The sequence below is a fragment of the Nostoc sp. CCY 9925 genome (assembly GCF_963920935.1).
Classification (GTDB): domain Bacteria; phylum Cyanobacteriota; class Cyanobacteriia; order Cyanobacteriales; family Nostocaceae; genus Nostoc.
This window is the reverse complement of sequence record NZ_CAWUDO010000024.1, coordinates 1-24,998: the sequence shown is the minus strand read 5'-3', so window position 1 is coordinate 24,998 and position 24,998 is coordinate 1. Positions and strand designations below refer to the sequence as shown.

Genomic DNA, 24,998 nt, shown 5'->3' with positions numbered 1-24,998 from the left:
GTTCATGATTTTCTGAATATTTCATCAGCTGTATCTACTGCTTAACTAGCAATTCCATTTTCACAACTTAGAAAAAGCAAACAGGATGTCTAACTACTCGCGCCGTTTACCAATATATTTACTACTGGACTGCTCCGAATCTATGGCAGGTGAAGCATTCACGGCACTACAAAATGGTGTGAATGCCATGATTAATGAGTTGCGAACTAATCCTATGGCTTTAGAAACCGTTGCCATTAGCCTGATTACATTTGCCAGTACAGCCAAGCAAGTCATCCCTCTAACAGACCTGCTGAAATTTCAAGTGCCCCAACTGAGATTGGGATCGGGTACAAAACTAGGAGCAGCTTTAGATATTTGGCAAAAGTGTTTAGAACGGGAAGTAGCGAAAACAACAGCAGAACAAAAAGGTGACTACAAACCAATTTGTTTCATTCTGACCGATGGCGAACCGACAGATGCCTGGGAAAATGTTGCTCAAAAGGTAAGAACTACAATTGTAGGCAAGAAAGCAAATGTAATTGCTGTAGCCTGCGGCCCTGATGCAGACACCGAAAAGTTACGGCAAATTACTGAAACAGTAATAGTTTTAAAACAAGCTACACCAGATACCTTCGCCAAGTTTTTTAAATGGATTTCCGCTTCTGTATCAGTCGCCAGTGAGAGGATAGAAACTGCAACAGAGCAGGGAGTAGCATTGCCAAGATTGCCTGAAGATTGCATGGAAATACCGCAACCAGGAAAGCCAGCTCAGGTAATAACATCAGAGCGTCAGATTTTTCTCCATGCTAAATGTGTTAAAAATAGCGGTTTCTATTTGCTGAGGTATGTCAAATCTGGGAATCGTGACCAGCTTTTCGGTTTGGGAAATAGTCAAGATATTTATAAAGCTATTGCCACTCATGCCGTCAAAGAATTTGAATTTGAGGAGAATGGCCAAGGTCTACAAGTTTCTACAACTCAATTAGAAGATTTTCAACCATGTCCTTATTGTAGTAACCAATTATGGGCTATGTGTTCTCAGGGTCATGTTCATTGTTGCCCTGAGTATCAAGGTTCGCTAACTCTGACTTGTCCTTGGTGCAATACAACTGACACCTATGCTGCTCAGAATTTCGATGTCGGACGTGGCCGGGGATAAGACATCAATAGGATATCGCAGGTAATAAAAAGTGACAAATTCTCCTCAAATTGTAATATCCATTTCTGGTTTAGAACAGCAGATTCATCAATTAATTAATCAGGAGCGACAGCAGTATAATCTGACATTATTAACCTTTGACTCTAAGCTTTCAAACATAGCTCGCCAACATAGTCAAGATATGGCAATCAGAAATTTCTTTAGCCACAAAACTCCAGAAGGAACAACCCCTACAGATAGAGGAAATGCTGGTGGTTATGCCTGTCGAAAAAACTATGGCAATTACTACACCCAAGGCATAGCTGAAAACATTTTTATGAGCCATTTATACAGTTCAGTCACTTACTATAATGGAGTTCCTCAATATAACTGGACGAGTCAAATTGACATAGCTAAATCTACAGTTATGGGTTGGATGTCTAGTCCTGGACATCGACAAAATATCCTCACAGCCACTTATGACAAAGAGGGTATAGGAGTTGCAGTTTCTCAAGAGCGTAATCAAGTCTACATCACTCAAAATTTCTGCTGATTAGAGAAATTCTTAGCGATTTCTAATGTAATCCTGTATTACAATCCGAAATTCTAAACATTCAATTTGGATAAAGAGTGTAGCTAAAGTAATCGCAGAAAACCGACTTAAAAATAATTTCAGGAGAGAAAAAATGACATCACGTCGTCTACCAGTTTATCTGGTACTAGATTGTTCTGGTTCAATGAATGGCGATCCCATTCAGGCAGTTAATCAAGGAGTCAAGGCCCTAATTGCCGAATTAAATAATGACCCTTTTGCCATAGAGACAGCGTATTTGTCAGTCATCACATTTGAAAGTGATGCTAAACAGTTATCTCCCCTTACAGAACTTACAGCATTCCAACCTCCCAACCTTTTTGCTGGCGGTGCTACTTCATTGGGTGCAGCACTCAAAGTTTTAGGTAAATGTTTTGATACAGAAGTTCAAAAAGCCAACGAAACACAAAAAGGCGATTGGAAACCCTTGGTGTTTCTGATGACCGATGGAGAGCCGACTGACACTTGGCAACAAGCAGCATCTGAGTTAAAGCAGAAAAAGCCTGCGAACATTATTGCTTGTGCAGCAGGTTCCAATGCAAATGAGAATACACTCAAACAGATTACAGAAATCGTTGTTAAGCTCAATGACCTCCAGCCAGATACCCTCAAGGCCTTCTTTAAGTGGGTATCACAGTCAATTAAACAAACATCCCAAAGTGTAGCGCAAGTAATGGCAGACAACGCACCAGTAAATCTGCCACCACCACCACCCCAAATTCAAATCATACCTTAATAGTATTTGTTTCTAGGTAGCACCTGCTCAGGTGCTACCAGAAAAAGTATAGATTCACAAAGAATGTCGCGGGGTGACAATTATGAGTACAGCAGACGAAGAATTGGAAAACTTAATTGATGCTATTTCTTGGAAACTTTATCTTGAACCACACTGCGATAAATACGAACAAATCTGGAATAAGTTTGTCAAAGATCCCAATTTTCAACAACAGATTGCTAAAGTCTGTAATGTTTTAGGAAAGATATCGATTCAAATGTTTGCAGAACGGCTGAGTCTTGATAATTTGGAAAAACGAGACGGCATCAAGTTTCTTGATTTAATGTGGAGAAAATGTATTTATGACAAGGTTTTTCAGGATATTGAATTACAGAGAAGAGTCCGTTACATTCTCCGCAATGCAATCCGTGAAGCTTTAACATCTACAGAACCAGAATCCTCAATCAATTTCTCAGCCCCAAATTATGGTGAATCTCCTCAACAAACTCCTACACCCGCTACTGCAAATTGGAATTATCTTCCAGTAGAAGAAGTACCAGATAAGCATAGTGAATTTGACTGTAAATCTGGCACATCACCAGAGGAATTAAATATAATTGGCGCACGAGTGCGAGGGAAAGCACACAAACATCAAGGCACTAATTGTGATGATTGGTTTGAGTTTAAGACTAGTGGTCAGTGGACAATTGTTGCTGTATCTGATGGCGCTGGTTCTAAAAAGTTCTCTCGGATTGGTGCTAAGGCTTCCTGTAAAGCGGCTGTAGAATACCTAGCAGAAAAACTTCAGAATTACTCTATCAAAGAATGGGATAAAAAAGAGGATTTACTCCAGTCTTTAACTAGAGATGAAAAATGGGTATTTTCAGGAGAAGATATTGAGTCTGTTCAAAATGATTTATACCAAGCAATACAAGAAGCTTACAAAGACGTTGAGCAAGCTGCTACACAACGCAAACTCGAAGTAAACGACCTTTCAGCTACCCTATTACTCGCAGTACACACTACTGTTCAAGCTGGCGAAAAAAAATATAGTTTAATCCTTAGCTGTCAGATTGGAGATGGGATGTTAGCAGCTTTATCTCGTGAAAATAGGCTTACCTTATTAGGCAAGCCAGATAGCGGTGAATACGGGGGACAAACTGAGTTTTTGACATCTAAAAACAAGCTACAGAGAGCAAATCTGGTACAAAAGACATTTGTATTTGCTGGAGACCTTAAGGCTTTAATGGTCATGACTGATGGTGTAGCAGATGACTACTTCCCATCCGATCCTGGAATTTTGGAACTTTATGGAGATTTGGTTCTCAATCAAGTAATTCCAATTACCAAGCCGCAAGATACAGAGATTGAAAATGAGCTACAAAATATAAATCCGCCACGAAGTATTCAAGATGTCAAAGATATCTTCCTGCTAGAAGAAAGAATTCTTGACCCTGACACAACAGATGAACCGAAAGAAGTCAACATTGCTTCTGTTAAGAACTATGCCACAGTATTGGGTAAAGAGCTTAAGGAAGTTGTAGCTTCTACGGCTTTGTTAGCAGCAGGAACTTTGGCAGGGCAGATGTACCAAGAGTGCCATAACATGCCCCCAGAAAAAAAATTGCGACTGTGGCTTGATTCTTACTATCGCCGAGGTTCATTCGACGATCGCACATTAGTAATTCTTTATCGGTAGGAGCACAAATGGCAAAAGCAACCCTGGCAGACGGTAACACTATTGAGTATCTCCCAGAGATGATTGGCGAAGGTGCTATGAAGCAAGTTTATTTCACTGCTGATAAAAAATCGGTAATTTGCTTCTACAAAGATGTTCAGGCTGATTCTGATATTAATCGACGGTTACGGTTAGAAAAAATTTTAAGTAGTTTCAATCCCACAATCGCTAAAAATGGCGACTATTTTCAGAACCTATTTTGCTGGCCTACAGGAATTGTAGTTCAACCACATTTAGGCATTATCACTCCTGCTTATCCAGCCGAATACTTCTTTAAACAAGGTAATTTGGTAGGTAAAGAAAAGGAAAGTACATGGTTTGTTAGACCTAAACTGCGTCCACTTTTACCTGAAGCAGAACGAGGAACTTGGATTAAATATTTTCAAATTTGCATACTTTTAGCACGGGCTGTTAGACGCTTACACCAAGCAGGACTAGCACATTCTGATTTATCAAATAAAAATGTGTTGATTGACCCTACTACCGGGAAATGTGTTGTCATTGATATTGACTCATTAGTTGTTCCTGGTTTGTTCCCGCCAGATGTGTTAGGGACAAGGGGATACATTGCACCAGAAGTATTAGCGACAATTCATCTACCACTCCAAGACCCAAAACGACAACATCCATCAGCAACTACTGACCAACATGCTTTAGCAGTGCTGATTTACCAGTATCTATTGGGCAGACACCCTTTAGAAGGCCCCAAGACATATCCTGCGTCTTCTTCCGAAGAACAAGAACGCTTAGAAATGGGGTCTAAGGCATTGTTTATTGAACACCCTACTGATAAATCAAATCGTCCCAACGATTTGAAAGTACCATACACTGCACTAGGACCACATTTAAGTAAATTATTTGAAAGGGCTTTTGTTAAAGGGTTACAATCCCCTCAAGACCGACCCGCAGCTATTGAATGGGAAAAAGGTCTAATCAAAACATGGGATCTACTTTTTCCATGTGGAAATTCTAATTATTGTCCTAGCCATTCGTTTATTTTGCACGATCGAAATAATCTCAAATGCCCATTTTGTAGCTCAAAACCTAAAGGCAGTATACCTACTCTCAACCTACTTGTACAACGTCGTCCTGGTCAATGGGCTGTAGATGCTAAATTAGTTGTCTACAATAATCTTTATCTGTATAAATGGCACGCATTTGATAATATTTTTCCAGGTGAAGAAGCAGACAGAACTCCTCAAGCATACTTTGTTTTTCATGAGAATAAATGGCTGATGATTAACCAACAACTAACTTCACTAACTTCTCCTGGAGGTAATATAGTAGCACCTGCTCCTCAACCAGGACAGCCAGGGCAAGCTATTGAATTAAAGCATGGAATTAGGTTCCAGCTGTCTCAAGACCCTCATGGTAGGATGGTTGAAGTAGAAATGATTTAGGTATAAAAATTTGCCAATTTGGGTAAGTTATATTGGAGTGTATATACCAGTCCTTAATGAGAAAGTGAAATCTTGCATATAGGCTGTTGACTGTTGAGTGTCAACAGCCACCACTGATATTTTTCACAACTAAAATAGGATTGCCATAGATCGCTAATTGAGTAATAACTAAATGTTTGAACTAATTAAGCAATTACTGGGCAAATCTTCCCAGTCAAGCATAGAACAGCAGCAGGTTGTAGAATCATCTCCAGAACCTGCAACACAAGAGCTGGTAATTGACAATTTTAAGCAAGAAAATGTTGCAGTATCTAAATATCAAGAGCAGTCTGCGGTAACTGGGATTGGATCTTTGCAACAACAACTTAATACTCTAGGCGATCGTGCAATCCTATCATTGTGGCCTCCCAATGGAGAGTACCCAGGCCCAATAATCATCAATCATCCTCTGACTTTAGACGGTCAAGGTGCAACTATTTGGGCACTCACCGGGCCAGTACTATCTATTCAATCAGATAGAGTTATCCTCAAAAATCTGAGAATAGAAGTCACAGGATGCGAAACTATTAGTAGTCAACGAGATTATTGTGCAATTCTGGTCAATTCAGGACAGAATTTAGAGTTTGATAATGTTGAAGTGCGAGGAACAGCAATGGGATTACCAGAACAAGAAGGGGAGTGGAAGTATCCCAGCCAGCTGAATCTTGGCAAACTAGCACCACGCACAGAGTACAATTTACGGCTGCGGATTGTTGTTCCAGTTGCCTGTAAAATTGAATCACAGATATCGGGACTAGAATTTACACCTCGCAACCTAACTCCTGGTGACAACGAAATTCAACTTTATCTAGAGGAACTTTCACCATCTACTTATATTAATGGTAGTATTTTTCTCGTTTCTGCATCTTTGAAAAGACGTATCACCTTAACTGCATATATTAATTCAGAAGCAAATGCAGAACTTTTATTAATTCAGAACTGCATCGTTTGGAAACCAGAAGAATGCGCTATTGTTGTTGACACGATTCCACTTTTGACGAACCAGACAGACACAGAAAACATAGAAAATGAACTATCTATAAAAAGTAATATTATACCGATCGCAAATCAGGAGAAAACCCAACCACACCAATCTTCACGGGTAAATAAAATTCAGAGAGAAATCAAGCCTAACAATGAAATTTTCTTGGCAGTTCCAGAAAACAACAGATTAGAAGAACCGCCGCAACCAGCTCGTGAAATCAAAAAACAATCACAATTAGGTGGCGCATTTACAATATCTAACTCAGATTCCCAAACTCAACAGACTATATCCAATCAAGAGCAAGTATCCGAGCTACCTTTATCTCGTATTAAGAGTTCTAATTTACCAAATTCTATTTTTAATTATTCTCAGCCTAGTGCTAGCGAACCTTCGGAAAACCCCGAGGATGTTTCGATTGAGTCTGGTGAAGAACAACAGCGATCGCCAGCCATTAATCCTATATTTAAACACAAATCTTCGTCAAGTCAAACTTAGAGTTCCTGTTGAGGTTGGCAATATCAGTAGACCGAAAAGTTTTGCGATCGCAAAAAATAAAATACTTAACTCGGTTAGAAGCTTTACTTTGTTGACAAACTACGAAAATTAAGAGACGAGATATTTCCCGTCTCTTATTTTTGTTAAAAGTTACTTTACACAAGTCAATTATTACAGACTTGTCAAAAAACCAATTATCCCGTGCCCTGTTAAGACTTCTAATGCTATCAAAGAAACAAAACCAATCATTGCTAAACGACCATTGAGTAGTTCTGCATAGGTCGTGAAGCCAGTGCGATCGCCTTGCTCGTCTACATAAACCTTTGGCTCGAGCGCAAAGTTGTTCAGTTTGCCTTGATCGTCAATTATGGCAGCAGTTGTACGCATTTGATTATCCTTTGTTTTTTCTTATGTAAAGAAGTGTAACAAGTTTATTAAAATTTGTAAAGTATAAATTGCGATCAAGCTGTGGAAGAAGTATTTGTGGGGGCATAACTCTAGCCATAGCAAGGGAAATAGCGATTATGATCTTTGTGAGAGATTGAACTGTTCAACAGATCGCTTGTAGTGTTTCCTTCATCTCAGGTGTAATTTCAATAGTCAACTTTCACAGCTAGCCTTAAGTGTGATTGAATGGTAAATTATTCAAGTTTGACTTACAACCAACAATGACAAAAACGGGTCGAATAACCCAATTTCGTTACGAAGCACAGCACAAGCCCAACCAGCTGATCTATGGACATGCGCAAACAGCGGTGATTACAGGATGGACGGTGAAACAGGCGATCGCTAAACACCTGCAACCCCAAGAGTATGCTGTGATTGGACAACTATACTCGCCCACAAGGGGGATAAACTTACTAGTTCGCAATTTGCTGTTGAATCCTCACGTCCGCTATTTAGTTGTTGTCAACGCCACAAAGGAAGACAAGAATGCTGGGGCATGTCAATGCTTGCTCGACTTTTTTCATAATGGCGTTGAAGAATCTGTTAGCGATACTGGACGTAAAGCCTGGGTAATTCGCTCTACTATTCCTGGTTATATTGATATTGAAATTGATCTTAATACGCTAAACAAACTACGTCATTCTGTAGAGTACACAGAAGTCACATCAATTGCCCAAGCAGTTAGTGTAATTAAGTCTTATGCCGAATTGGAAGCACTTGAACCGTGGGGTTCACCGTTAGAATTTCCTATGTCTATCGTTAAGCCAACTGTTTTACCAGGACCACGTTACGGACATCGAATACAAGGTAAGACCATAGCTGAAACTTGGGTAAAAATCATTCATAGGATTAAGACAACAGGAACAATTAGACCAACTGGTTATGATGGGCAATGGCAAGAATTAATTGATTTGATGGCAATTGTTACCGATGAGCCTGCTGAATTTTATTTTCCTGAGCCAAATTATTTACCAATTGACCGTCCTTTTCTTGAAGAATACATTTCACAGATTTTAGATGATGCACCATTCAGGGAAGGGTTGAAATATACATATGGTCAACGTTTACGTTCGTGGTTTGGACGCGATCAAATTGAACAAGTGATTGAGAAATTAATTGGAGAAATTGATGCTGCAAGTGCAGTGATGAATATATGGGATGTAAAAGACCATGACAAAGGTGGTAGCCCTTGCCTAAATCACATTTGGTTGAGAGTGGTTGATAATGAATTATCACTAACTGCTACTCTCAGAAGTAATGATATGTTTGCTGCCTGGCCTGCAAATGCAATGGGATTAAGAGCTTTGCAACAACATATTAAAAATGAAATTTCTAACCATTCTCAATATGAATTAAAAATGGGACCACTGATAACTATTAGTCAGTCTGCTCATATCTACGATGATACTTGGAGTAACGCCGAGCAATTGATTAACCAACAGTATGCCACTATTTGTAGAACAGTAGATTACCATGATCCGGCAGGAAATTTTTTAATCGAGATTACAGAAAACAAAATAATTATTACACAAACAACTCCCGGTAGCGGTGAGGTTGTAAGTTGCTATTCTGGTAAAGATGTCTTGAAATTACTTAGAGAGATTTGTGCTGCTTCGCCTTCAATACGTCCAAATCATGCCGGGTATTTGGGAATGGAATTACAGAGAGCCTCTGAGTGTTTAAAAACAGGCACTAAATACATTCAGGATAGTAAATAATGGTTTGTGATGACCAAAGACCAACATGGAATGAATACTTTCTAATGTTGGCTAAACTTGCAGCAACTCGCTCAACATGTTTGGCTTTTCCAGTAGGTGCTGTGATTGTGAAAAACAAACAGGTAGTGGCAACAGGTTACAATGGCTCACCATCTGGTTCAGTCCATTGTACGGCTCAGGGCTACTGTTATCCAGGGTTAAGTAGCTGCGATGCTAGTAAAACTTTACCATCAAGGGCTGTACACGCGGAAGCAAATGCGATCGCCCAAGCAGCTAAACATGGTATATCTACAGATGGTGCAAGTATTTACGTCACATTGGAACCTTGTCTGTCTTGCTTAAAGCTAATTATCTCCGCAGGGATTAAGGAAATTTTTTATGAAACTCCTTTCAATGGTGCAGAAAAAGCCTTGGTAAGAGATTCCTTTGTTAATGAAGGTCTAGTTAAGCTCAAGCAAGTTAAGCTTTCTGAACCTACAGCAAAAAGAGCAGCCTCGTTCCTACTATCTTCTACATCTGTCGTCAGTTTTGACATTGTACAAAATTCATAAACTCATATCAAAACATAATTACTCACTATGTTGAGCGATACAGATATTAAACAACAATTAGAAAACAGAAAAAATAATCCAACGCAAGGAATATATATAGATCCTTTTGAGGAAAAGTATTTGACTCCTGTTGGTTATGATTTTAGAGTAGGGCTAAAAGGATTTTCTTGGAAAAATAAGTGTGAAATTGATATAGAAAAAGAGAAGTATATTAAGATTCAACCTAACGACACGGTAGTTATTGAAACCCTGGAATCAGTCAGTTTATCTAAGGAAGTTAGTGCTACGATACATGCAATGGTTTCAAAAGCTGTTGTTTACGGTTTATCTCATATTTCTACGACAATAGATCCAGGATGGACAGGCAAACTATTAATTTCGGTAAGTAACTACCGAGATAGTTCTGTAGAGCTTCGTTTTAGAGATTCCTTCTGTACAGTTTGCTTCCACAAAATGGAATCTGAATCAAAAGTACCTCTTGTAAGGCCTCAGGATAGAGATGATATTTGGGAAAGATTGCTAGAGATAGCAAAGGAAGAAAGAGATAGACAAGTAAAAGAAACCCAGATCAAGAAAGGAAAAGAAAAAGCAGAAGATAGAATTCGTATTGGCTTAGTAGTGGGTTTCATCCTCGTAGTATCATTTGTTGGTCTTCAAATTTCTTTTAAAGATGCTGCATTGGGCGCGTCTTTGGCTGCCTTCCTCGCTGTGGTTAGCCCTATTATAATTGAGATATTAAAGCCAAAATAGATATTGCTTAACTTGAAAGAACATGCAAGCAGTAAATTATAAATTAGTCATATAATTTTGTTGTACTTGAAGAGTATGAATCAAATGAAAATGCGCGTATATATATCTGGCGCGTTAACAGGCATTGATAATTTAGATTCAATTAAAGACTTCTACATAGCTATTGGGTTATTGTGTGAGGAAATAGAATTTCAGAGTTACGTCCCTCATCTCAAGACTGACCCCATCAATCACCCTCATATCAGTCCTCGCCAAGTTTTTGAAAATGATAAATACCAAGTAAGTGAATCTGACTTAGTTATTGCCTATGTTGGCTATGCTTCACTAGGTGTTGGGATGGAACTAGCATATGCAGAGACAAATGCTATTCCAATTATTTTACTTTACGAAAAAGGTAAAGTAATATCGAGATTTCCTCGTGGTATACCTACTCTATTTTCTGAAATCGAGTTCCAAGACTATAAAGATGCTTTGACTCAACTTGAGAGTGTTTTGAAACAGTGGAGACAACAGCACAAACAAAAATCTTCATTAGAGCCATTTTCCTCCACTTAAATACTACCAGTAGCAATTCATATCATGTCCGGTTGAAGACTTATTATTAGGACTGACACAGAGACGCGGGAACGCGGGGACGCGGAGAGTTTTTTTGATAAGTGATTAGGCGGACATGGTATCACCTTTTGAGCAAGTCGATTAGGTCTTGATTGTTTAGGGTCGATGACTGCGGCGGATTTCTGTAATTTGATCCGCTACATCCAACAGAGATTTTGGCATCTCTGGCCCTGTGAGAATGATATCGACATGGGGAGGACGTTTTGCCAGAAAGGCTAAAACTTCCGTTTCCAGAATTAAACCAAAGTTAATCGCTAAACTTAACTCATCTAAAACCACGAGATAATACTTACTTTCATGTACTACCTGTTGTGTGTATTGCCACAGTTTTTGTAAAGCTTGGTTTTCTATATCGTCGAGATGTGGTGTATCAATACAACGAGGTAGATCGCAGCGAATCCAATCTAAATTTTGTCCTAATTGTATAGGTCGTTCCTGTCCCTGACGAATACCTCCTTTAAGAAACTGCACTATTAGCACTGGCGTTCCTTGTCCGGCGATTCTCAGTGCTTGAGCCATCACGCTCGTAAAAAAATTACGATGAGAACTAGTAAAAACTTGTATTAGTCCTTCAACAGGATATGGTAAGGTAAGGGTTGAATTTATACTTTGTGTTTCTAACTGTGCGACCATAGGTAAAGTTCAAAAAGTTACAATAAGTTACAGATTATTACTTGGATTAGTTATTCGGAATCTGCCTGTATAATCAATCTGTTTTTCACAGGTGCAGTGGTTTGGGCAAATTGCATTCTTAGTCAAACACTACCTTTGTGCTGAAGTCAAGAGTCATTTTGATTTAAATTTTAGTTTTTTCTCTGAAATTATTCGTAAAAATGATAACAAATAAGTTACAGTTACAATCACTTAAAAAGGCTAAAAATAGCGGCTGAAAGTCCCTAGATATTGGATTTTGCGATTATTTGCACAAAACACACTTATAAAGTAGTAAATTTGACACGATGAGGAGTGAATTGTTGTGAGATTAGTGATTCTGGGAGGTTCAGGATCGGGTAAAAGCACTCAAGCACAAAGGCTTTGCAGATACTTTGATATTCCTCTAATTTCTACAGGTGAGATTTTACGGAAAGCCATATCTGGTGACAAGCCGTTGCAGAACTTCCAATGGTCGCAAACCGATTCCCGGACTTATCTTTCTGTTTACGCTAGCCTGAATGAATTAGGCTACCATGCACGGCCATATGTAGAAAAAGGGGAATTAGTTCCAGACGAAACCATCGTTGAACTGATCCGAATTCGCCTCAGACAACCAGATATTAACTGCGCTTGGGTGTTGGAAGGGTATCCCCGCACTGCTTTTCAAGCTGAAGAATTAGATTTTTTATTGGATGATTTAGGGCAAAAACTAGATTGGGCGATTTATCTACAAGTTCCAGAAGCAGTGATGGTTAGCCGATCTTTGGGGCGATCGCTACCAGATGACCAACCGGAAATCGTACAGCGTCGTGTAGAATTATTCTACGATCGCACCATCCCCATCTTAGAATATTACGACCGTCGTCGCCGCCTATTAACCGTCAACGGCGACCAGTCACCAGAGATGGTGTTGCAAAATATTTTGACTCTGCTTTCAGTTCCTTAAAGATGAGGATGGGGCATGGGGATGAGGAGAGAAGTCTGAGCGGAGGTTTCCGACCATCAGAACTTTCCAGAGATGAGGGAGATGGGGAGATAGGGAGATAAAGGGAATAACCAATGCCCAATGCCCAATGCCCAATACCCAATGTCCAATGCCCAATACCCAATGCCCAATGCCCAATACCCAATACCCCACTAAGGTAACCTTAAGGCAGTATTCCATTTAAAAATCTTGAGGCAACTCCAATGGCTTGGCAGCGTCCAGACGGTCGTCTTCCCTACGAACTACGTCCGTTCAGCTTTTACCCCAGTTTTACCCATTTTGCTCCCGGTTCTGTTCTCGCAAGATGCGGCGATACTCAAGTCCTTTGTACCGTCAGCGTCACTAAGGGAGTTCCTAGGTTTTTGGAAGGAACAGGTAAAGGCTGGTTAACTGCTGAATACCGAATGTTACCATCTGCTACACAACAACGGCAAGAAAGGGAATTACTGAAATTATCTGGACGGACGCAAGAAATTCAACGCTTAATCGGGCGTAGTTTACGCGCAGCATTGGATTTTGAGGTACTAGGAGAATATACGCTGACTGTGGATGCTGATGTGTTGCAAGCTGATGCCGGAACTAGAACCACAGCAATTACAGGTTCTTTTGTCGCCTTAGCTCATGCCATTTCTAAATTATTGCAGCAGGGGACGTTGCAGCGATCGCCTCTGTGTGGACAGGTAGCAGCCGTTTCCGTAGGATTACTGGAAAAAGAGCCGTTTTTAGATTTAAATTATATCGAAGATGTGGCTGCAACAGTAGACTTTAATGTGGTGATGAATCAACATTTAGAAATCATTGAAGTTCAGGGAACAGCTGAAGAAGGTAGCTTTAGCCGTAATCAGTTGAATCAGCTGCTAGATGTCGCCCAAAAAGGAATTGAGCAATTGTTAATCGCTCAACGCGAAGCGATCGCTGACTGGGAAGATCTATTTGTGGGCGATTTATAATTTATCATTGTTGCTACTGAAAAATACACAGTAGGGTAGGACAATGGCGCTATCCTACTACCCAAAATCAAGTAATTAATTATTTTTACAAATTTTTGTTAATTTTTAATAAATTTCACCCATCAGGTGTCAATCAACCAAGTATGAAGTAACTGGATGTCAATAATAATAATCATGAGAGTCGTTAGTAGTTAGTACAACTGACTACTGAGAACTTAACTGTGAAGGCGATAAGGTACGTCTACGTTTATTCAAGAGACTTCTTGCAGAAGTGGGGAAAAGGGTAAGGGGTAAAGGGGAAAGGGCTAATAAAAACCCTTTTCCCTTTAACCTTTTCCCTTTCCCCCCTCTTGCAAAAGTTACTTTTGCAAGAGGTCTAAGGTAGACGCTCTTATGATAAATCACACAACGAGGGCAGAAAAATATTTATTTCCCAGTCATTAGTCAACGCTATGTTAAATGTTTCAAAAGTTCAAAAGGGGGATTGTAAGAAGTTCGGTATTGTATTGCTGGAAGCCAGCAATATGATGATGAAGCTATGAACAAAACGGTTGAAGTTCTACCGGATCAGCCAGCGCTGGTTGCAAGAGCGCTAGAATTAGTTCTGTCCAAGTTAGAAACTGCCATTGAGCAGCGGGGGCGATTTACCATCGCTTTATCAGGCGGCAGTACACCTAAGCCGTTATACGAAGCGATGGCCAATCAAAAATTGCCCTGGGATAAAATTCATGTATTCTGGGGGGATGAACGTTATGTACCACCGGATCATCCCGATAGCAATGAACTGATGACGCGTCGTGCATGGCTAAATCATGTTGATATCCCAGCTGCTAACATTCACCCCGTACCGACTTTAGAAGCTGACCCAGCTCAAGCTGCTGCTAAGTATGAACAGCATCTAAAAGAATTTTTTAATTCTTCTGGGGCGGAGTTTCCCATGTTGGATGTAATATTACTGGGGATGGGTGATGATGCACATACCGCATCTTTGTTTCCCCACACAGAGGCTCTCAAAGTACGCGATCGCTTGGTTACTGTTGGTAACAAAAACGAAAGCCTGCGGATAAGTTTCACATACCCCTTCATCAACTCTGCTCGCAGCGTGATATTCCTGGTTGCTGGTGCTAACAAAAGACCAGCTTTGGCGCAAGTCTTTGCACCTGTAGCCGATGACTTCACTTACCCATCCCGTTTAATTCAGCCCCAAGGAGAACTTTGGTGGCTGCTGGATGTAGCAGCCGGTTTGGAACTCCAACCTTAGCAAAGTAGACGCGGGGAGTGAGAGACACACAGACGAGGTGAAATTATCAAAATAGTTTCTCCCTTCTCTATTCCCCGCGTCCCCGCGTCCTCCCATCTCTTCAGGAGTAATTGCTAGAATCGATAGCTAAGGCCGCCCTGGAGCTTGCCAGTCTTACCTTATTTTATGATGATCTTGAACAAAGGCTAAAATCGATGATCGTCTGCCCTAATTGCAATCATCCCAATCCTGACGGCGCTGTCCAGTGTGAAGCTTGTTATACGCCGTTACCAGCAACTACTCACTGTCCCAGTTGTGGGGCAACAGTGCAGGCAGATGCTGCATTTTGTGGTCAGTGTGGCTATAACTTGCACTCAGCAGCAGTTCCACACGTTCACGCCCCAGTGGCTGCAACAGTGACTCCCGATATGTCCGTGGAAGTACCGCCGTTAGTTACACCCGATCCCCTTCTAGAACTTTTACAGCCAGATGCTTTGGGAATTAACGGATCTCCTAACTCCCATCCTCCTGTTACATCATCTTTACCCCCAACAGCGGTGGCGGCTCCTCCTGTAACTCCGCCACAGCCATCTGTTACAGAAAACAGCCCCCCAACACCACCGCCAACGGTCGCAGTTGAACCCGTGGTATCTAGCCAAGCTATTCCAACACCACCACCTTTGGAACCAGCACCCCAAGAGCAAGCTGAAGTACCCCTACCAGCAGCACCACCAACGGTAACTGCTGCCAGAACACAATTGCAGCAGGTGAATGCGCGGCTAGTCCACGTTCAAACGGATACGCTGATTGAATTGCCGCAAAATCTCTCTGTGATTCATATCGGCAAGCCCAATGACCGGATTCCTCCAGATGTTGATGTTTCAGGATTTCCCAATTCAGAAATTGTCTCCCGCATTCATGCAGATATTCGCGTCGAAGGAGACGCTCACTATGTAGAAGATGTGGGAAGTTCCAATGGCACTTACATCAATAATTTGCCCCTCTCATCGGGGAATCGTCACCGCTTGCGACCAGGCGATCGCATTAGTTTGGGCAAAGGAGACTTGATGACATTCCTGTTTCAACTTGCTTAACTGATTCTCCATCAATTGTGACCTCAGTTTAGATGTTTTCTGCCCATCCTCCGGCATCCATTTTGGAGAAGAAACAAATCAACGGCATCAGACAAGAAATGGATAACTATGTTGTTCAGTTTAGGTAGTTAAATGCTGTGTAGTAACTCCCCTTTCTGGGGAGTATTAACTTTAATACTATTGGAATAAATGCCCCCGATTAATGCGTGGGTAAAATCTAAAATCTAAAATTGAGTTATCTATGAAAGAACCAAGCAAAAATTCTGAAACCTTGCTGACAAAAGAAGCTCCGGCAGTTGTTGAACGCATGGGGCTAAAATGGCTAGTTGCTGCGGCGATCGCTACTGCTTTATTATGGCAAGTTCCCGGAGGAGATTATATCTTATACCCATTTACAATCTTGGCAACTTGGTTTCATGAAATGGGTCACGGCTTAATGGCACTCCTATTAGGAGGACAGTTTCAAAAATTGCAGATTTTTAGCGATGGTTCCGGTGTTGCAACTTATGGTATTCGGTCATCATTGGGGCCAATCGGCCCGGCTTTGGTTGCAGCAGCAGGCCCAATGGGGCCACCTCTTGCCGGCGCAGCTTTGATTCTGGCTTCCCGCAGTTTTAAAACAGCTTCCTTGAGTTTGAAAATTTTGGGGAGTTTTTTATTATTTTCTACATTAATTTGGGTGCGTTCTTGGTTTGGGTTGATGGCAATTCCATTGTTGGGTTTAATAATTTTGGGTATCTCTCTGAAAGCACCTCGTTGGGTACAAGGGTTTACTGTTCAATTTTTGGGTGTACAAGCTTGTGTAAGTACATACCATCAACTAGATTATTTATTTAGTAGCTCTGCTGGCCCCCTTGGACTCTCAGATACAGCACAAATGCAGCGGTATTTGCTTTTGCCTTATTGGTTTTGGGGTGGGTTAATGGCGATCGCATCTGCGGTGATTTTAGTCCAAAGCCTCCGCGTTGCCTATCGTTGAGCATAATAGTATATTTAGACCCATAACCCAATCATGGCAAAAAGACTTACAGGGAAAGTTGCATTGGTCACTGGTGGCTCCCGTGGTTTAGGGGCAGCGATCGCCAAACGTCTGGCGGACGATGATGCAGCCGTAGCCCTCACGTATACTAGTTCGCCACAAAAAGCCGACGAGGTAGTGCGTGCGATCGAATTGGCCGGTGGAAAAGCCCTGGCGATACGTGCTGATAGTGCTGATGTCGAAGCGGTAAAAAACGCCGTCGCTGAGACTGTGAAAGCCTTTGGTCGTCTCGACATCCTCGTGAACAACGCCGGGGTCGCCGCCTTAGCCCCCATCGACCAGTTCTCCCTGGAGGACTTTGACCGACTTGTTGCAGTTAACATCAAGGGTGTGTTCGTCGCCACCCAAGAAGCTATCCGCCACATGGGTGAGGGCGGACGAATCATCAACATCGGCAGCGTCAACAGCGACCTTGTGCCCTTTGTTGGCGGCTCCGTTTATGCTTTGACCAAAGGTGCGATCGCTAGTTTCACGCGTGGTCTTGCCCGCGATCTCGGCCCTCGCGGCATCACGGTCAACAACATCCAGCCCGGCCCAGTGGACACCGACATGAACCCGGCGGACGGCTCCTTTGCCGACAATATTAAAGGTATGACCGCCCTCCAACGCTACGGCCACAGCGACGAAATCGCTGGCATGGTTTCCTACCTCGCCAGTGCCGAAGCTGGTTTCGTCACCGGCGCAAGCTTGAAGATTGACGGCGGTTTCACAGCCTAATCTTAGTTTACAACCTACTGAAAGGGACACAGTTATTCTGTGTCCCTAAATTAAACTAATTCAAGATGCTAATTGCGAATATGGATTCAGGACTGTTTATGGCAGGCAAATTCCATTGAAAAGGTAGCCATACCAGAAGTCAACGATCGCAAGTCTGTAGAATACCCAAACATTCGCGCTAACGGTACTTCTGCCCTAATCACTGTATATCCTTGCATTGTCTCGGAACCCAACAGCAAACCTCGACGGGAGGAAAGGTCACCCTGAACTCTGCCCATGAACTCGTTTGGTGTTTCCACTTCTACAAGCATAATTGGTTCGAGGATGTAGGGTTTGGCTTTGGCGATCGCACTTGAAAGTGCTTGATGGGAAGCCGACCGAAACGCCAATTCTGAAGAGTCAATGGGGTGATCAGAACCCCCCTCCAAAACGACTTTAACTCCGGTCACCGGATAGCCTGAGAGCTTTCCTGATTGCATCGCCTCCCGAAAACCCTTCTCACACGCCGGGATGTATTCTTTGGGAATCGCACCCCCAACTACCCGATTCTCAAAAACAAATGGTTCATCTGTCGGTTCAATCCAACCAGTAACATGAGCGTACTGACCGGGGCCACCTGATTGTTTTTTCAGTCGGTAGTCAAAGGTAGCTTTTTGTCCAATGGTTTCTCGGTACGCCACGGCAGGAGTACCAACATAAACCTCAGCATTGTATTCCCGTTGAATCCGTTCTAAGTAGATTTCCAGGTGTAGTTCACCCATCCCAGAAATCAAAGTTGCTCCTGATTCTGGGTCGATGCCCAAGCGGAAGGTGGGGTCTTCCCGTTGAAAGCGGTTGAGTGCTTTGGAAAGGCGATCGCTATCTTCCTGTTTTTTGGGCGTAATTGCCAGGGTGATCACTGGTTCCGGCACAAACATTTTTTCTAGGGATACTAGTTCCCCGGTACATAATGTATCACCAGATGCACAATCTACACCCAACAGGGCAACAATATCGCCAGCAATTGCAACTTTAACCTCTTCGCGCTTGTTGGCGTGCATTCTCACCAAGCGACCGATTTGTACCCGTTGTCCTGTACGGGAGTTATAGACAGTATCACCGGGCTTTAATGTCCCAGAGTAAATACGGCTGTAGGTCAACTGTCCAAAAGATTCAACGGTGAGTTTGAATGCCAAAGCGACTAAGGAAGCATCGGGGTTAGGGATTAGGGATTGGGTATTGGGTATTGGGGATTGGGTATTGGTTATTTCCCTTGTCCCTTTATCCCCTAGTCCCCAGTCCCTATCCACCGGAGATGGTAGATAAAGAGCGATCGCATCCAACAGATTTTGCACTCCTTTGTTTTTGAATGCTGAACCCAGTAGTACCGGTGTCAGTTCTAAACTCAAGGTTGCTTGGCGGACGGTTTGCCAAATCAGTTCTTGGGGAATCTCTTTACCTGACAACAACATCTCGGTCATCGGTTCACAGAATAGCGACAAAGCATCTAGCAATTTCTCCCGCCCCTGTTGTGTTTCTTCTACAAGAGTGTCGGGAATTGGCTGTTTTACCCAATTTTCACCGTTTTCACCCTCAAAGTAGTGAGCCGTCATTTCCACCAGATCAATCACACCTTGGAATTGGTCTTCACTGCCGATGGGATATTGGAGTAATACAGCATTTAATTGCAGGCGATCGCGTATTGCCTGTACTACACGAAACGGATTTGCACCCATCCGATCCATCTTGTTGATGAATGCCAAACGCGGCACACGGTAGCGTTTCATCTGCCGATCCACTGTGATGGACTGGGATTGCACACCCGCCACGGCACACAACACCATCACTGCCCCATCCAGTACCCGCAGGGCACGCTCTACTTCAATAGTGAAATCAACATGTCCTGGTGTATCAATTAAATTTATTTGGGTATCATGCCACTGGCAGGTGGTCGCCGCCGAGGTAATGGTAATACCATGTAGCTTTTCCTCCGGCATAAAATCCATCGTTGCACCCTTGCCGCCTCCCTTCACCTCCTCAATAGTATGGATTCTGCCTGTGTAGAAGAGAATTCGCTCTGATAGAGTAGTTTTACCAGAGTCGATGTGAGCAGAAATACCAATATTGCGGACGCGTTCTCGGGGAATCATAAAATTTCCTTTTTGTTTTAGCGACAAATAGTCACCATTGTAGTGGTGATATATTTTGTATTATATATGTAGTATTGCAAAAAGAAAAGACTGTTGACTTCGGGCGGGGCATGTAGCTTGCTTCTGGGTTCGCGTAGCGTTCCGCAGGAAAGGAGTACTGAAATAATCTAAAATCTAAAATCTAAAATTCTTAGTCAACAAACAACCTGTTAGAATTTTGCAGCACAAACCCACCTATTGCGTCCTTGTTCTTTAGCTTTATACAAAGCTTTATCGGCTGCATCAACTAACTCTTGAGCAGAACTTTTAGCTGTTGGTATTTGAGTTGCCACGCCTAAACTGACGGTCACAAAATGTTGATAATTCTTCTTTTTTGTATGAGAAATCTTTAAATTTTCAATAGACTTATGAATTAAGTTAGTTACTTTAATAGCACCTGATTCGTTCGTATTTGGCAAAAGGACAATAAATTCTTCACCACCATAACGAGCTAGGAGATCCGTAGGACGCTTTAACACAATTTGTGCTGCACGAGCAACTTGTATTAAGCATTCATCCCCTGCTAGGTGTCCATAAGAATCGTTATAATCTTTGAAATAGTCAATATCAAATAAAATTAAAGATAAATAATTCCCAGTTCGTTTTAGTCGATTCCATTCTCGTTCTAAAAATTCATCAAAACAACGACGGTTAGCTATTTTGGTTAGACCATCTAGCTTACTAAGTTTTTCTAATTTGGAATTTGCTAGTTCTAGAGCATGATTCGCTTGAGCTAATTGATTAGCTTGAAAGCGGGATTGCTCTAATAATTCGGAATGTTCTAAAGCGACATTAAACTGAGCCGCTAATTGTCGGATAAATTTAATTTCCAACGTATTCCACTCGCGTGAGCAACCGCACTGATGAACACATAGTAATCCCCATAAAGTTTTTCCTTCCATTAGAGGTACAACAATTTGCGCCTTAATTTCAAATTGCTCTAACAGTATAAGGTGACAATCTTGTAAGCCAGCTTGATAAATATCTGATAATACCTGTATACGCCCTTGGTGATAAGGAACTGCATATTTTTCACCAAAACAATGATCCTTCACTTTTATGCCAATCACCGAATCGTAATCAGGCAATACATTCTCAGAGACAAATTCACCAGAGGTATACTTCGATTCAAGGTCAAATTGAAAGATCCCGACGCGATCTGCACGGAGAGCTTTACGAACTTCTCGCACAGTTGTCTTAAACAAAGTGTCTAAATTCAGAGATTCACGAATTTCAGCAACTAAATTAAACAGAATCTCCTGCTGCTGATACGCTTTATGCAGTTCAGCCGCTTTTTGTTCTGCTTGAGCTAACAATTCTGCTTGTTTAACTGCAAACCCTAACTGCGTTGCAATCTGAGACAGAAACTGTATTTCTAATTTTTGCCATTCATGTGGCTGTGAGTGCTGATAAGCGGCAAGTACTCCCCACAGTTTTTTTCCCACAAAAATGGGTGCAGTTGCATAAGCTTGAATATGGAACTGTTGTAAAATTTCTAAATGGCATGAAGACAAGCCTGCTGAGTAGACATCTGAAACCACTAAAATTTCATTATTACGATAACGTCCTCCTTGATGTTCTTGTAGATAAGAGTCATTCCAAACTGTATTTTTTCCTAATGTCTCTACATCATCCCATCCAGGCTCTGCAAACTCAAAGTCGTTGACAAATTCTCCACCCCAGTTTTTATAGAAACGATAGACGGCAATCCGCTCGACGCGGAGTAACTTGCAAGTTTCTTTAGTGGCTGTACGAAAAATTGTTTCTAACTCTAAAGAAGCTCGGATTTTACTAATAACTCTATAAAGCGCCTTTTCTTGCTCTTCTAGTTGCTGAATTTGAACGTTTTTTTCATTTAATTGAGTTGTTAAATCACTAACACTAGGTTTTCCTAAAAATTTACACAATAAATCAACAGATAGTTTGGCGATGTTATGTAAAATTGTGTCTGACATAAAAAGATATTTTAAATTATTTTACTTACAAAAAGATGGAAGTAAACGCTATATTTACTTAATTATTTTTACTTTATATTAAGTTATACGAAACCTTTCTTTAAGTCTAACTCTGCTACAAATTATTATGTGAAAAGATTCAATTAAAGTATCAAGCATAATACTTGCTGTTTATTAGTATTCTAGTCCGATTCCGAGCAAGTTAAAAATACGTAGATTTCGTCAATGAGATAATCAGATTGTTGTAAGTACCACAATTATTACGTAAAGCAGTACTGCACAAGAAACAAAGTAGATATAGAAGAAAAGACTGATAATACAGAAAAACTGTTGATGCTTCCCCTAGCTGACGTTTAAAATAGGTATTCAAGCGGAGGAAATAAAAGCTTGAAACTGATATTGGTAGCTCCCAACCCATTGTTGTGTGCAGCCTTTCAACAGAATTTTAATTACTTACCCAATGTAGAAATAGTAAATAACTATTTCGAGTGGTTGCCAGATTTTGATTGTCTGGTCAGCCCTGCGAACTCTTTTGGAATGATGGATGGTGGCATAGATGCTGCTATTATCCGTTTTTTTGGTCGTTCGTTGATGGCAAGAGTGCAGCAGCGTATTCTTGAGGATTATTTGGGTGAACAGCTTGTGGGAACATCTATGATTGTGGAAACAGGTCATCACAAACATCATTTTTTGGCTCATACACCGACGATGCGAGTTCCCATGATCGTTGCTGGGACAGATATTCCTTATATAGCAATGTGGGCAATGCTGCTAGCAGTTCGGCATCACAATCAACAGGCCAAGCAAAAAATTAATACCATTGCCTGTCCTGGATTGGGTACAGGAATAGGACGAGTCCCATATACTGAGGCTGCTAGACAGATGGCTTTAGCCTACGATCATTTTTTGTATCCACCCAAGCATCTCAATTGTATAGTTGCAGCCGAAAGACAACTTCAGATATGGGAAGGAGGTGATTCTAGGTAAAGTCTTAAAGAACGCCCTGGCGTGTTATCCTGCTGGGGCGATCGCTACTCTGAACGCTATGCCAAATAAACACTTCTATCACATTGGTTTTGGACAAGATGATTTAGGTTCATTGCCTCCCAGCATAGCCCTATTATCTGGCGACCCGGAACGATCGCGTCTGATTGCCCAAACTTATTTACAAGATGTACGCTTGTTGTCAGAAAATCGCGGACTCAATAGCTATCTGGGATTTTTACCTGATGGTCGCCCCATCTTATCAGCTACTAGTGGTATGGGTGCGCCTTCATTAAGTATTGTTGTAAATGAGTTAGTACAAGTAGGAATTCGGCAAATTATTCGCATTGGAACTTGTGGTTCCATTCAACCCCATATAAATGTCGGTAGCGTTGTTATTAGCAGTGCAGCATTGTGTCGCCAAGGTGCAGCAAATGATATTGCGCCTGTGGAATATCCAGCCGCAGCCGATCCATTTTTGACAGTCGCCTTAGTTAAAGCCGCGCGAGAATTAGAGGTTGACTACTATTTAGGAATTACGGCATCAGTTGATACTTTTTATGAAGGACAAGAACGCACTGATTCGGCAAATCCAAATTTAATGCGATCGCTGCATGGTATTACAGAAGAATATCGGCGATTAAATATTTTGAATTATGAGATGGAATGCGGCACGCTGTTTAAAATGGCAAGTGTATATAATTTTGCCGCAGCAGCTATTTGCGGTGTAGTCGCTGGACGTACTGTTAGTGAAAATATTATTTTAGAACAGAGGGATATTGCTGTTAAAAATGCGATCGCCACTGCTGTACATGCAGCAGCAACATTTGAATCGGCTAATTAATAAGGGAGTAGACATTGGGCATAAGAGGTAGAGGGTAAAGACTACTTTAACTTCTCTTCTGGTCTCCATCTCCCCATTTTCTATTTACTTGATACAGCAAATTACAAAGGAGTGAGGTAGAGATAATTGTAGGGGTACAACATGAGATCTCTTGCATAAATCAAAAATAAAGAACCCCACCCCGCATTTGAAGACAGCAAACGCTCCCCTAAGAGCTTGCGGGTGGGGTGTTAGGCACTTTTTCAAGACACTCCATCAACACGGTGAGCGCAAAGCGCACGCTACGCGAGCACAACGAAGGAATGAAAATATTTCTTCCCCAGTCCCCAGTCCCCAATCCCCAGTCCCTATTTTCAAGGCAGGTCTATGTTGTACCCCTATCGGTTTACTTCATTTACCTGAAATACGCTGTAAATCCATTCTCAGTAGTTTTATCATGTCTTTATCTAATCTTTAATTTATCAATCAGTAATTCTAGCTAATATAAGTAAAAATATAAAAGTAAAAACTATAAATAATTCTATTTTAGTAGTTGAGATATTAATAAATATCCCAAAAATGGAGAGTTAAGATAATATGAATAATGTCTGGAGGCATGGAATTAAAACTATTAATTTAAGTGCGGTTGCACTCATGCCGACACTACTATTTTTAGTACTATTTAATCAGGCATCAATTGGAGATCCAGGAACGTGTTTCATGGTAACCTCTTCTGGTGAAACTGTTAGATTGGCAAGGCTTTGTGGTGGTACCACCGCTACACCTTCAGATGCATCTTCAGAGGACGGAGTATTTCGGGTTCCCATCAAACGCCGCTTTGGTGGAACTCCTATAGTTGATGTCACTTTCAACGATAAAAAAACCTTTGAAATGATTGTAGATACAGGTGCTAGTGCTACTGTGATTACTCGAAATATGGCAAGTAGCTTGCAACTGAAATCTACAGGTATTATACAAGCCAAAATTGCTGATGGCAGTGAAGTGCAATTTTCAACCAGTAAAGTCAAATCGATTACAGTAGGTGGAGTTGTAGCGAATAATATTCAAGTAGCGATCGCTCCACAAGCTGATATTGGGCTACTAGGTCACGATTTTTTTGGGAATTATGATATCAAGATTTTAGAAAAAGAAGTGGAATTTCATCATCGCTATAGGACTAGTATTTGATTTTTGAAATTACTCGTAGAGGCAGGGAACAGGCAA

General features: G+C 41.4%; 24 protein-coding genes. 19 read left to right on the top strand and 5 right to left on the bottom strand.

Annotation, left to right across the window (positions count from 1 at the left end; genetic code table 11):
- Positions 1–85 precede the first annotated feature (85 nt).
- The 6 genes from ACM0OY_RS14845 to ACM0OY_RS14820 all read left to right on the top strand — a co-directional run bounded on the left by ACM0OY_RS14845 (position 86) and on the right by ACM0OY_RS14820 (position 7,084).
- Positions 86–1,141 carry a TerY-C metal binding domain-containing protein gene (locus tag ACM0OY_RS14845; protein WP_414569607.1) on the top strand — a complete coding sequence of 352 codons (1,056 nt, stop codon included), beginning with the start codon at positions 86–88 and terminating at the stop codon, positions 1,139–1,141.
- Between the two features lie 31 nt (positions 1,142–1,172).
- Complete coding sequence (locus tag ACM0OY_RS14840; RefSeq protein WP_414569606.1) at positions 1,173–1,673, top strand: CAP domain-containing protein; 501 nt, start codon at positions 1,173–1,175, stop codon at positions 1,671–1,673.
- Between the two features lie 133 nt (positions 1,674–1,806).
- On the top strand, positions 1,807–2,448 hold the full coding sequence (locus tag ACM0OY_RS14835) for a vWA domain-containing protein (RefSeq protein WP_414569605.1): 642 nt from the start codon (positions 1,807–1,809) through the stop codon (positions 2,446–2,448).
- 82 nt (positions 2,449–2,530) lie between these two features.
- The gene (locus tag ACM0OY_RS14830; RefSeq protein WP_414569604.1) at positions 2,531–4,126 is read left to right on the top strand and encodes a PP2C family serine/threonine-protein phosphatase; all 1,596 of its coding nucleotides are present in this window, start codon (positions 2,531–2,533) and stop codon (positions 4,124–4,126) included.
- A gap of 8 nt (positions 4,127–4,134) precedes the next feature.
- Positions 4,135–5,565 (top strand): protein kinase domain-containing protein, encoded by a 1,431-nt coding sequence (locus tag ACM0OY_RS14825; RefSeq protein WP_414569603.1) that lies wholly within the window; start codon positions 4,135–4,137, stop codon positions 5,563–5,565.
- Positions 5,566–5,737: 172 nt separating this feature from the next.
- Complete coding sequence (locus tag ACM0OY_RS14820; RefSeq protein WP_414569602.1) at positions 5,738–7,084, top strand: hypothetical protein; 1,347 nt, start codon at positions 5,738–5,740, stop codon at positions 7,082–7,084.
- A gap of 171 nt (positions 7,085–7,255) precedes the next feature.
- Here ACM0OY_RS14820 and ACM0OY_RS14815 read toward each other — a convergent pair whose 3' ends face one another.
- Entirely contained in the window at positions 7,256–7,471 is a 216-nt protein-coding gene (locus tag ACM0OY_RS14815; RefSeq protein ID WP_190876056.1) for a chlorophyll a/b-binding protein, read from the bottom strand.
- 281 nt (positions 7,472–7,752) lie between these two features.
- On the opposite strand from ACM0OY_RS14815, the gene ACM0OY_RS14810 reads away from it, so the two are divergent.
- From ACM0OY_RS14810 to ACM0OY_RS14795, 4 genes are all read left to right on the top strand, one after another.
- Complete coding sequence (locus ACM0OY_RS14810) at positions 7,753–9,249, top strand: thymidylate synthase (RefSeq protein WP_414569601.1); 1,497 nt, start codon at positions 7,753–7,755, stop codon at positions 9,247–9,249.
- On the top strand, positions 9,249–9,800 hold the full coding sequence (locus tag ACM0OY_RS14805; RefSeq protein WP_414569600.1) for a deoxycytidylate deaminase: 552 nt from the start codon (positions 9,249–9,251) through the stop codon (positions 9,798–9,800). Before ACM0OY_RS14810 ends, ACM0OY_RS14805 begins: the two co-directional genes overlap by 1 nt.
- Before the next feature lie 27 nt (positions 9,801–9,827).
- Positions 9,828–10,550 carry a dCTP deaminase domain-containing protein gene (locus ACM0OY_RS14800; protein ID WP_414569599.1) on the top strand — a complete coding sequence of 241 codons (723 nt, stop codon included), beginning with the start codon at positions 9,828–9,830 and terminating at the stop codon, positions 10,548–10,550.
- Between the two features lie 84 nt (positions 10,551–10,634).
- Positions 10,635–11,105, top strand: a complete 471-nt coding sequence (locus tag ACM0OY_RS14795) for an XRE family transcriptional regulator (protein ID WP_414569598.1) — start codon at positions 10,635–10,637, stop codon at positions 11,103–11,105.
- 156 nt (positions 11,106–11,261) lie between these two features.
- On the opposite strand, the gene ACM0OY_RS14790 is transcribed toward ACM0OY_RS14795, so the two are convergent.
- Positions 11,262–11,798, bottom strand: coding sequence for a P-loop NTPase family protein (locus ACM0OY_RS14790; RefSeq protein ID WP_414569597.1), 537 nt, complete (start codon positions 11,796–11,798; stop codon positions 11,262–11,264).
- A 343-nt stretch (positions 11,799–12,141) separates the two neighbouring features.
- Between ACM0OY_RS14790 and ACM0OY_RS14785 the strand changes: the two genes are divergently transcribed.
- The gene (locus tag ACM0OY_RS14785) at positions 12,142–12,765 is read left to right on the top strand and encodes an adenylate kinase family protein (RefSeq protein WP_414569596.1); all 624 of its coding nucleotides are present in this window, start codon (positions 12,142–12,144) and stop codon (positions 12,763–12,765) included.
- Here ACM0OY_RS14785 and ACM0OY_RS14780 read toward each other — a convergent pair.
- Entirely contained in the window at positions 12,754–12,984 is a 231-nt protein-coding gene (locus ACM0OY_RS14780) for a hypothetical protein (RefSeq protein WP_414569594.1), read from the bottom strand. The two genes, ACM0OY_RS14785 and ACM0OY_RS14780, sit on opposite strands and share 12 nt — an antisense overlap.
- A 23-nt stretch (positions 12,985–13,007) precedes the next feature.
- Here ACM0OY_RS14780 and rph point away from each other — a divergent pair, with 23 nt between their 5' ends.
- The 5 genes from rph (at position 13,008) to ACM0OY_RS14755 (ending at position 17,844) form a co-directional block, all read left to right on the top strand.
- Positions 13,008–13,754, top strand: coding sequence for a ribonuclease PH (gene rph, locus ACM0OY_RS14775; RefSeq protein ID WP_414569593.1), 747 nt, complete (start codon positions 13,008–13,010; stop codon positions 13,752–13,754).
- Between the two features lie 538 nt (positions 13,755–14,292).
- Positions 14,293–15,015 carry a 6-phosphogluconolactonase gene (gene pgl, locus ACM0OY_RS14770; RefSeq protein WP_414569592.1) on the top strand — a complete coding sequence of 241 codons (723 nt, stop codon included), beginning with the start codon at positions 14,293–14,295 and terminating at the stop codon, positions 15,013–15,015.
- A 194-nt stretch (positions 15,016–15,209) separates the two neighbouring features.
- Positions 15,210–16,088, top strand: coding sequence for an FHA domain-containing protein (locus tag ACM0OY_RS14765; RefSeq protein WP_414569591.1), 879 nt, complete (start codon positions 15,210–15,212; stop codon positions 16,086–16,088).
- A gap of 241 nt (positions 16,089–16,329) precedes the next feature.
- Positions 16,330–17,067 carry a M50 family metallopeptidase gene (locus tag ACM0OY_RS14760; protein WP_414569590.1) on the top strand — a complete coding sequence of 246 codons (738 nt, stop codon included), beginning with the start codon at positions 16,330–16,332 and terminating at the stop codon, positions 17,065–17,067.
- 33 nt (positions 17,068–17,100) lie between these two features.
- Complete coding sequence (locus ACM0OY_RS14755; RefSeq protein WP_414569589.1) at positions 17,101–17,844, top strand: 3-oxoacyl-ACP reductase family protein; 744 nt, start codon at positions 17,101–17,103, stop codon at positions 17,842–17,844.
- Positions 17,845–17,930: 86 nt separating this feature from the next.
- On the opposite strand, the gene fusA is transcribed toward ACM0OY_RS14755, so the two are convergent.
- Positions 17,931–19,973, bottom strand: coding sequence for an elongation factor G (gene fusA, locus ACM0OY_RS14750; protein ID WP_414569588.1), 2,043 nt, complete (start codon positions 19,971–19,973; stop codon positions 17,931–17,933).
- A 209-nt stretch (positions 19,974–20,182) separates the two neighbouring features.
- Positions 20,183–21,967, bottom strand: coding sequence for a diguanylate cyclase domain-containing protein (locus ACM0OY_RS14745; protein ID WP_414569587.1), 1,785 nt, complete (start codon positions 21,965–21,967; stop codon positions 20,183–20,185).
- 387 nt (positions 21,968–22,354) lie between these two features.
- Here ACM0OY_RS14745 and ACM0OY_RS14740 point away from each other — a divergent pair, with 387 nt between their 5' ends.
- From ACM0OY_RS14740 to ACM0OY_RS14730, 3 genes are all read left to right on the top strand, one after another.
- Positions 22,355–22,954: a macro domain-containing protein gene (locus ACM0OY_RS14740; protein WP_414569586.1), complete on the top strand. Its 600-nt coding sequence runs from the start codon at positions 22,355–22,357 to the stop codon at positions 22,952–22,954.
- Between the two features lie 58 nt (positions 22,955–23,012).
- Positions 23,013–23,795: a nucleoside phosphorylase gene (locus ACM0OY_RS14735; protein WP_414569659.1), complete on the top strand. Its 783-nt coding sequence runs from the start codon at positions 23,013–23,015 to the stop codon at positions 23,793–23,795.
- Positions 23,796–24,371: 576 nt separating this feature from the next.
- Positions 24,372–24,962 (top strand): TIGR02281 family clan AA aspartic protease, encoded by a 591-nt coding sequence (locus ACM0OY_RS14730; RefSeq protein WP_414569585.1) that lies wholly within the window; start codon positions 24,372–24,374, stop codon positions 24,960–24,962.
- Positions 24,963–24,998 lie beyond the last annotated feature (36 nt).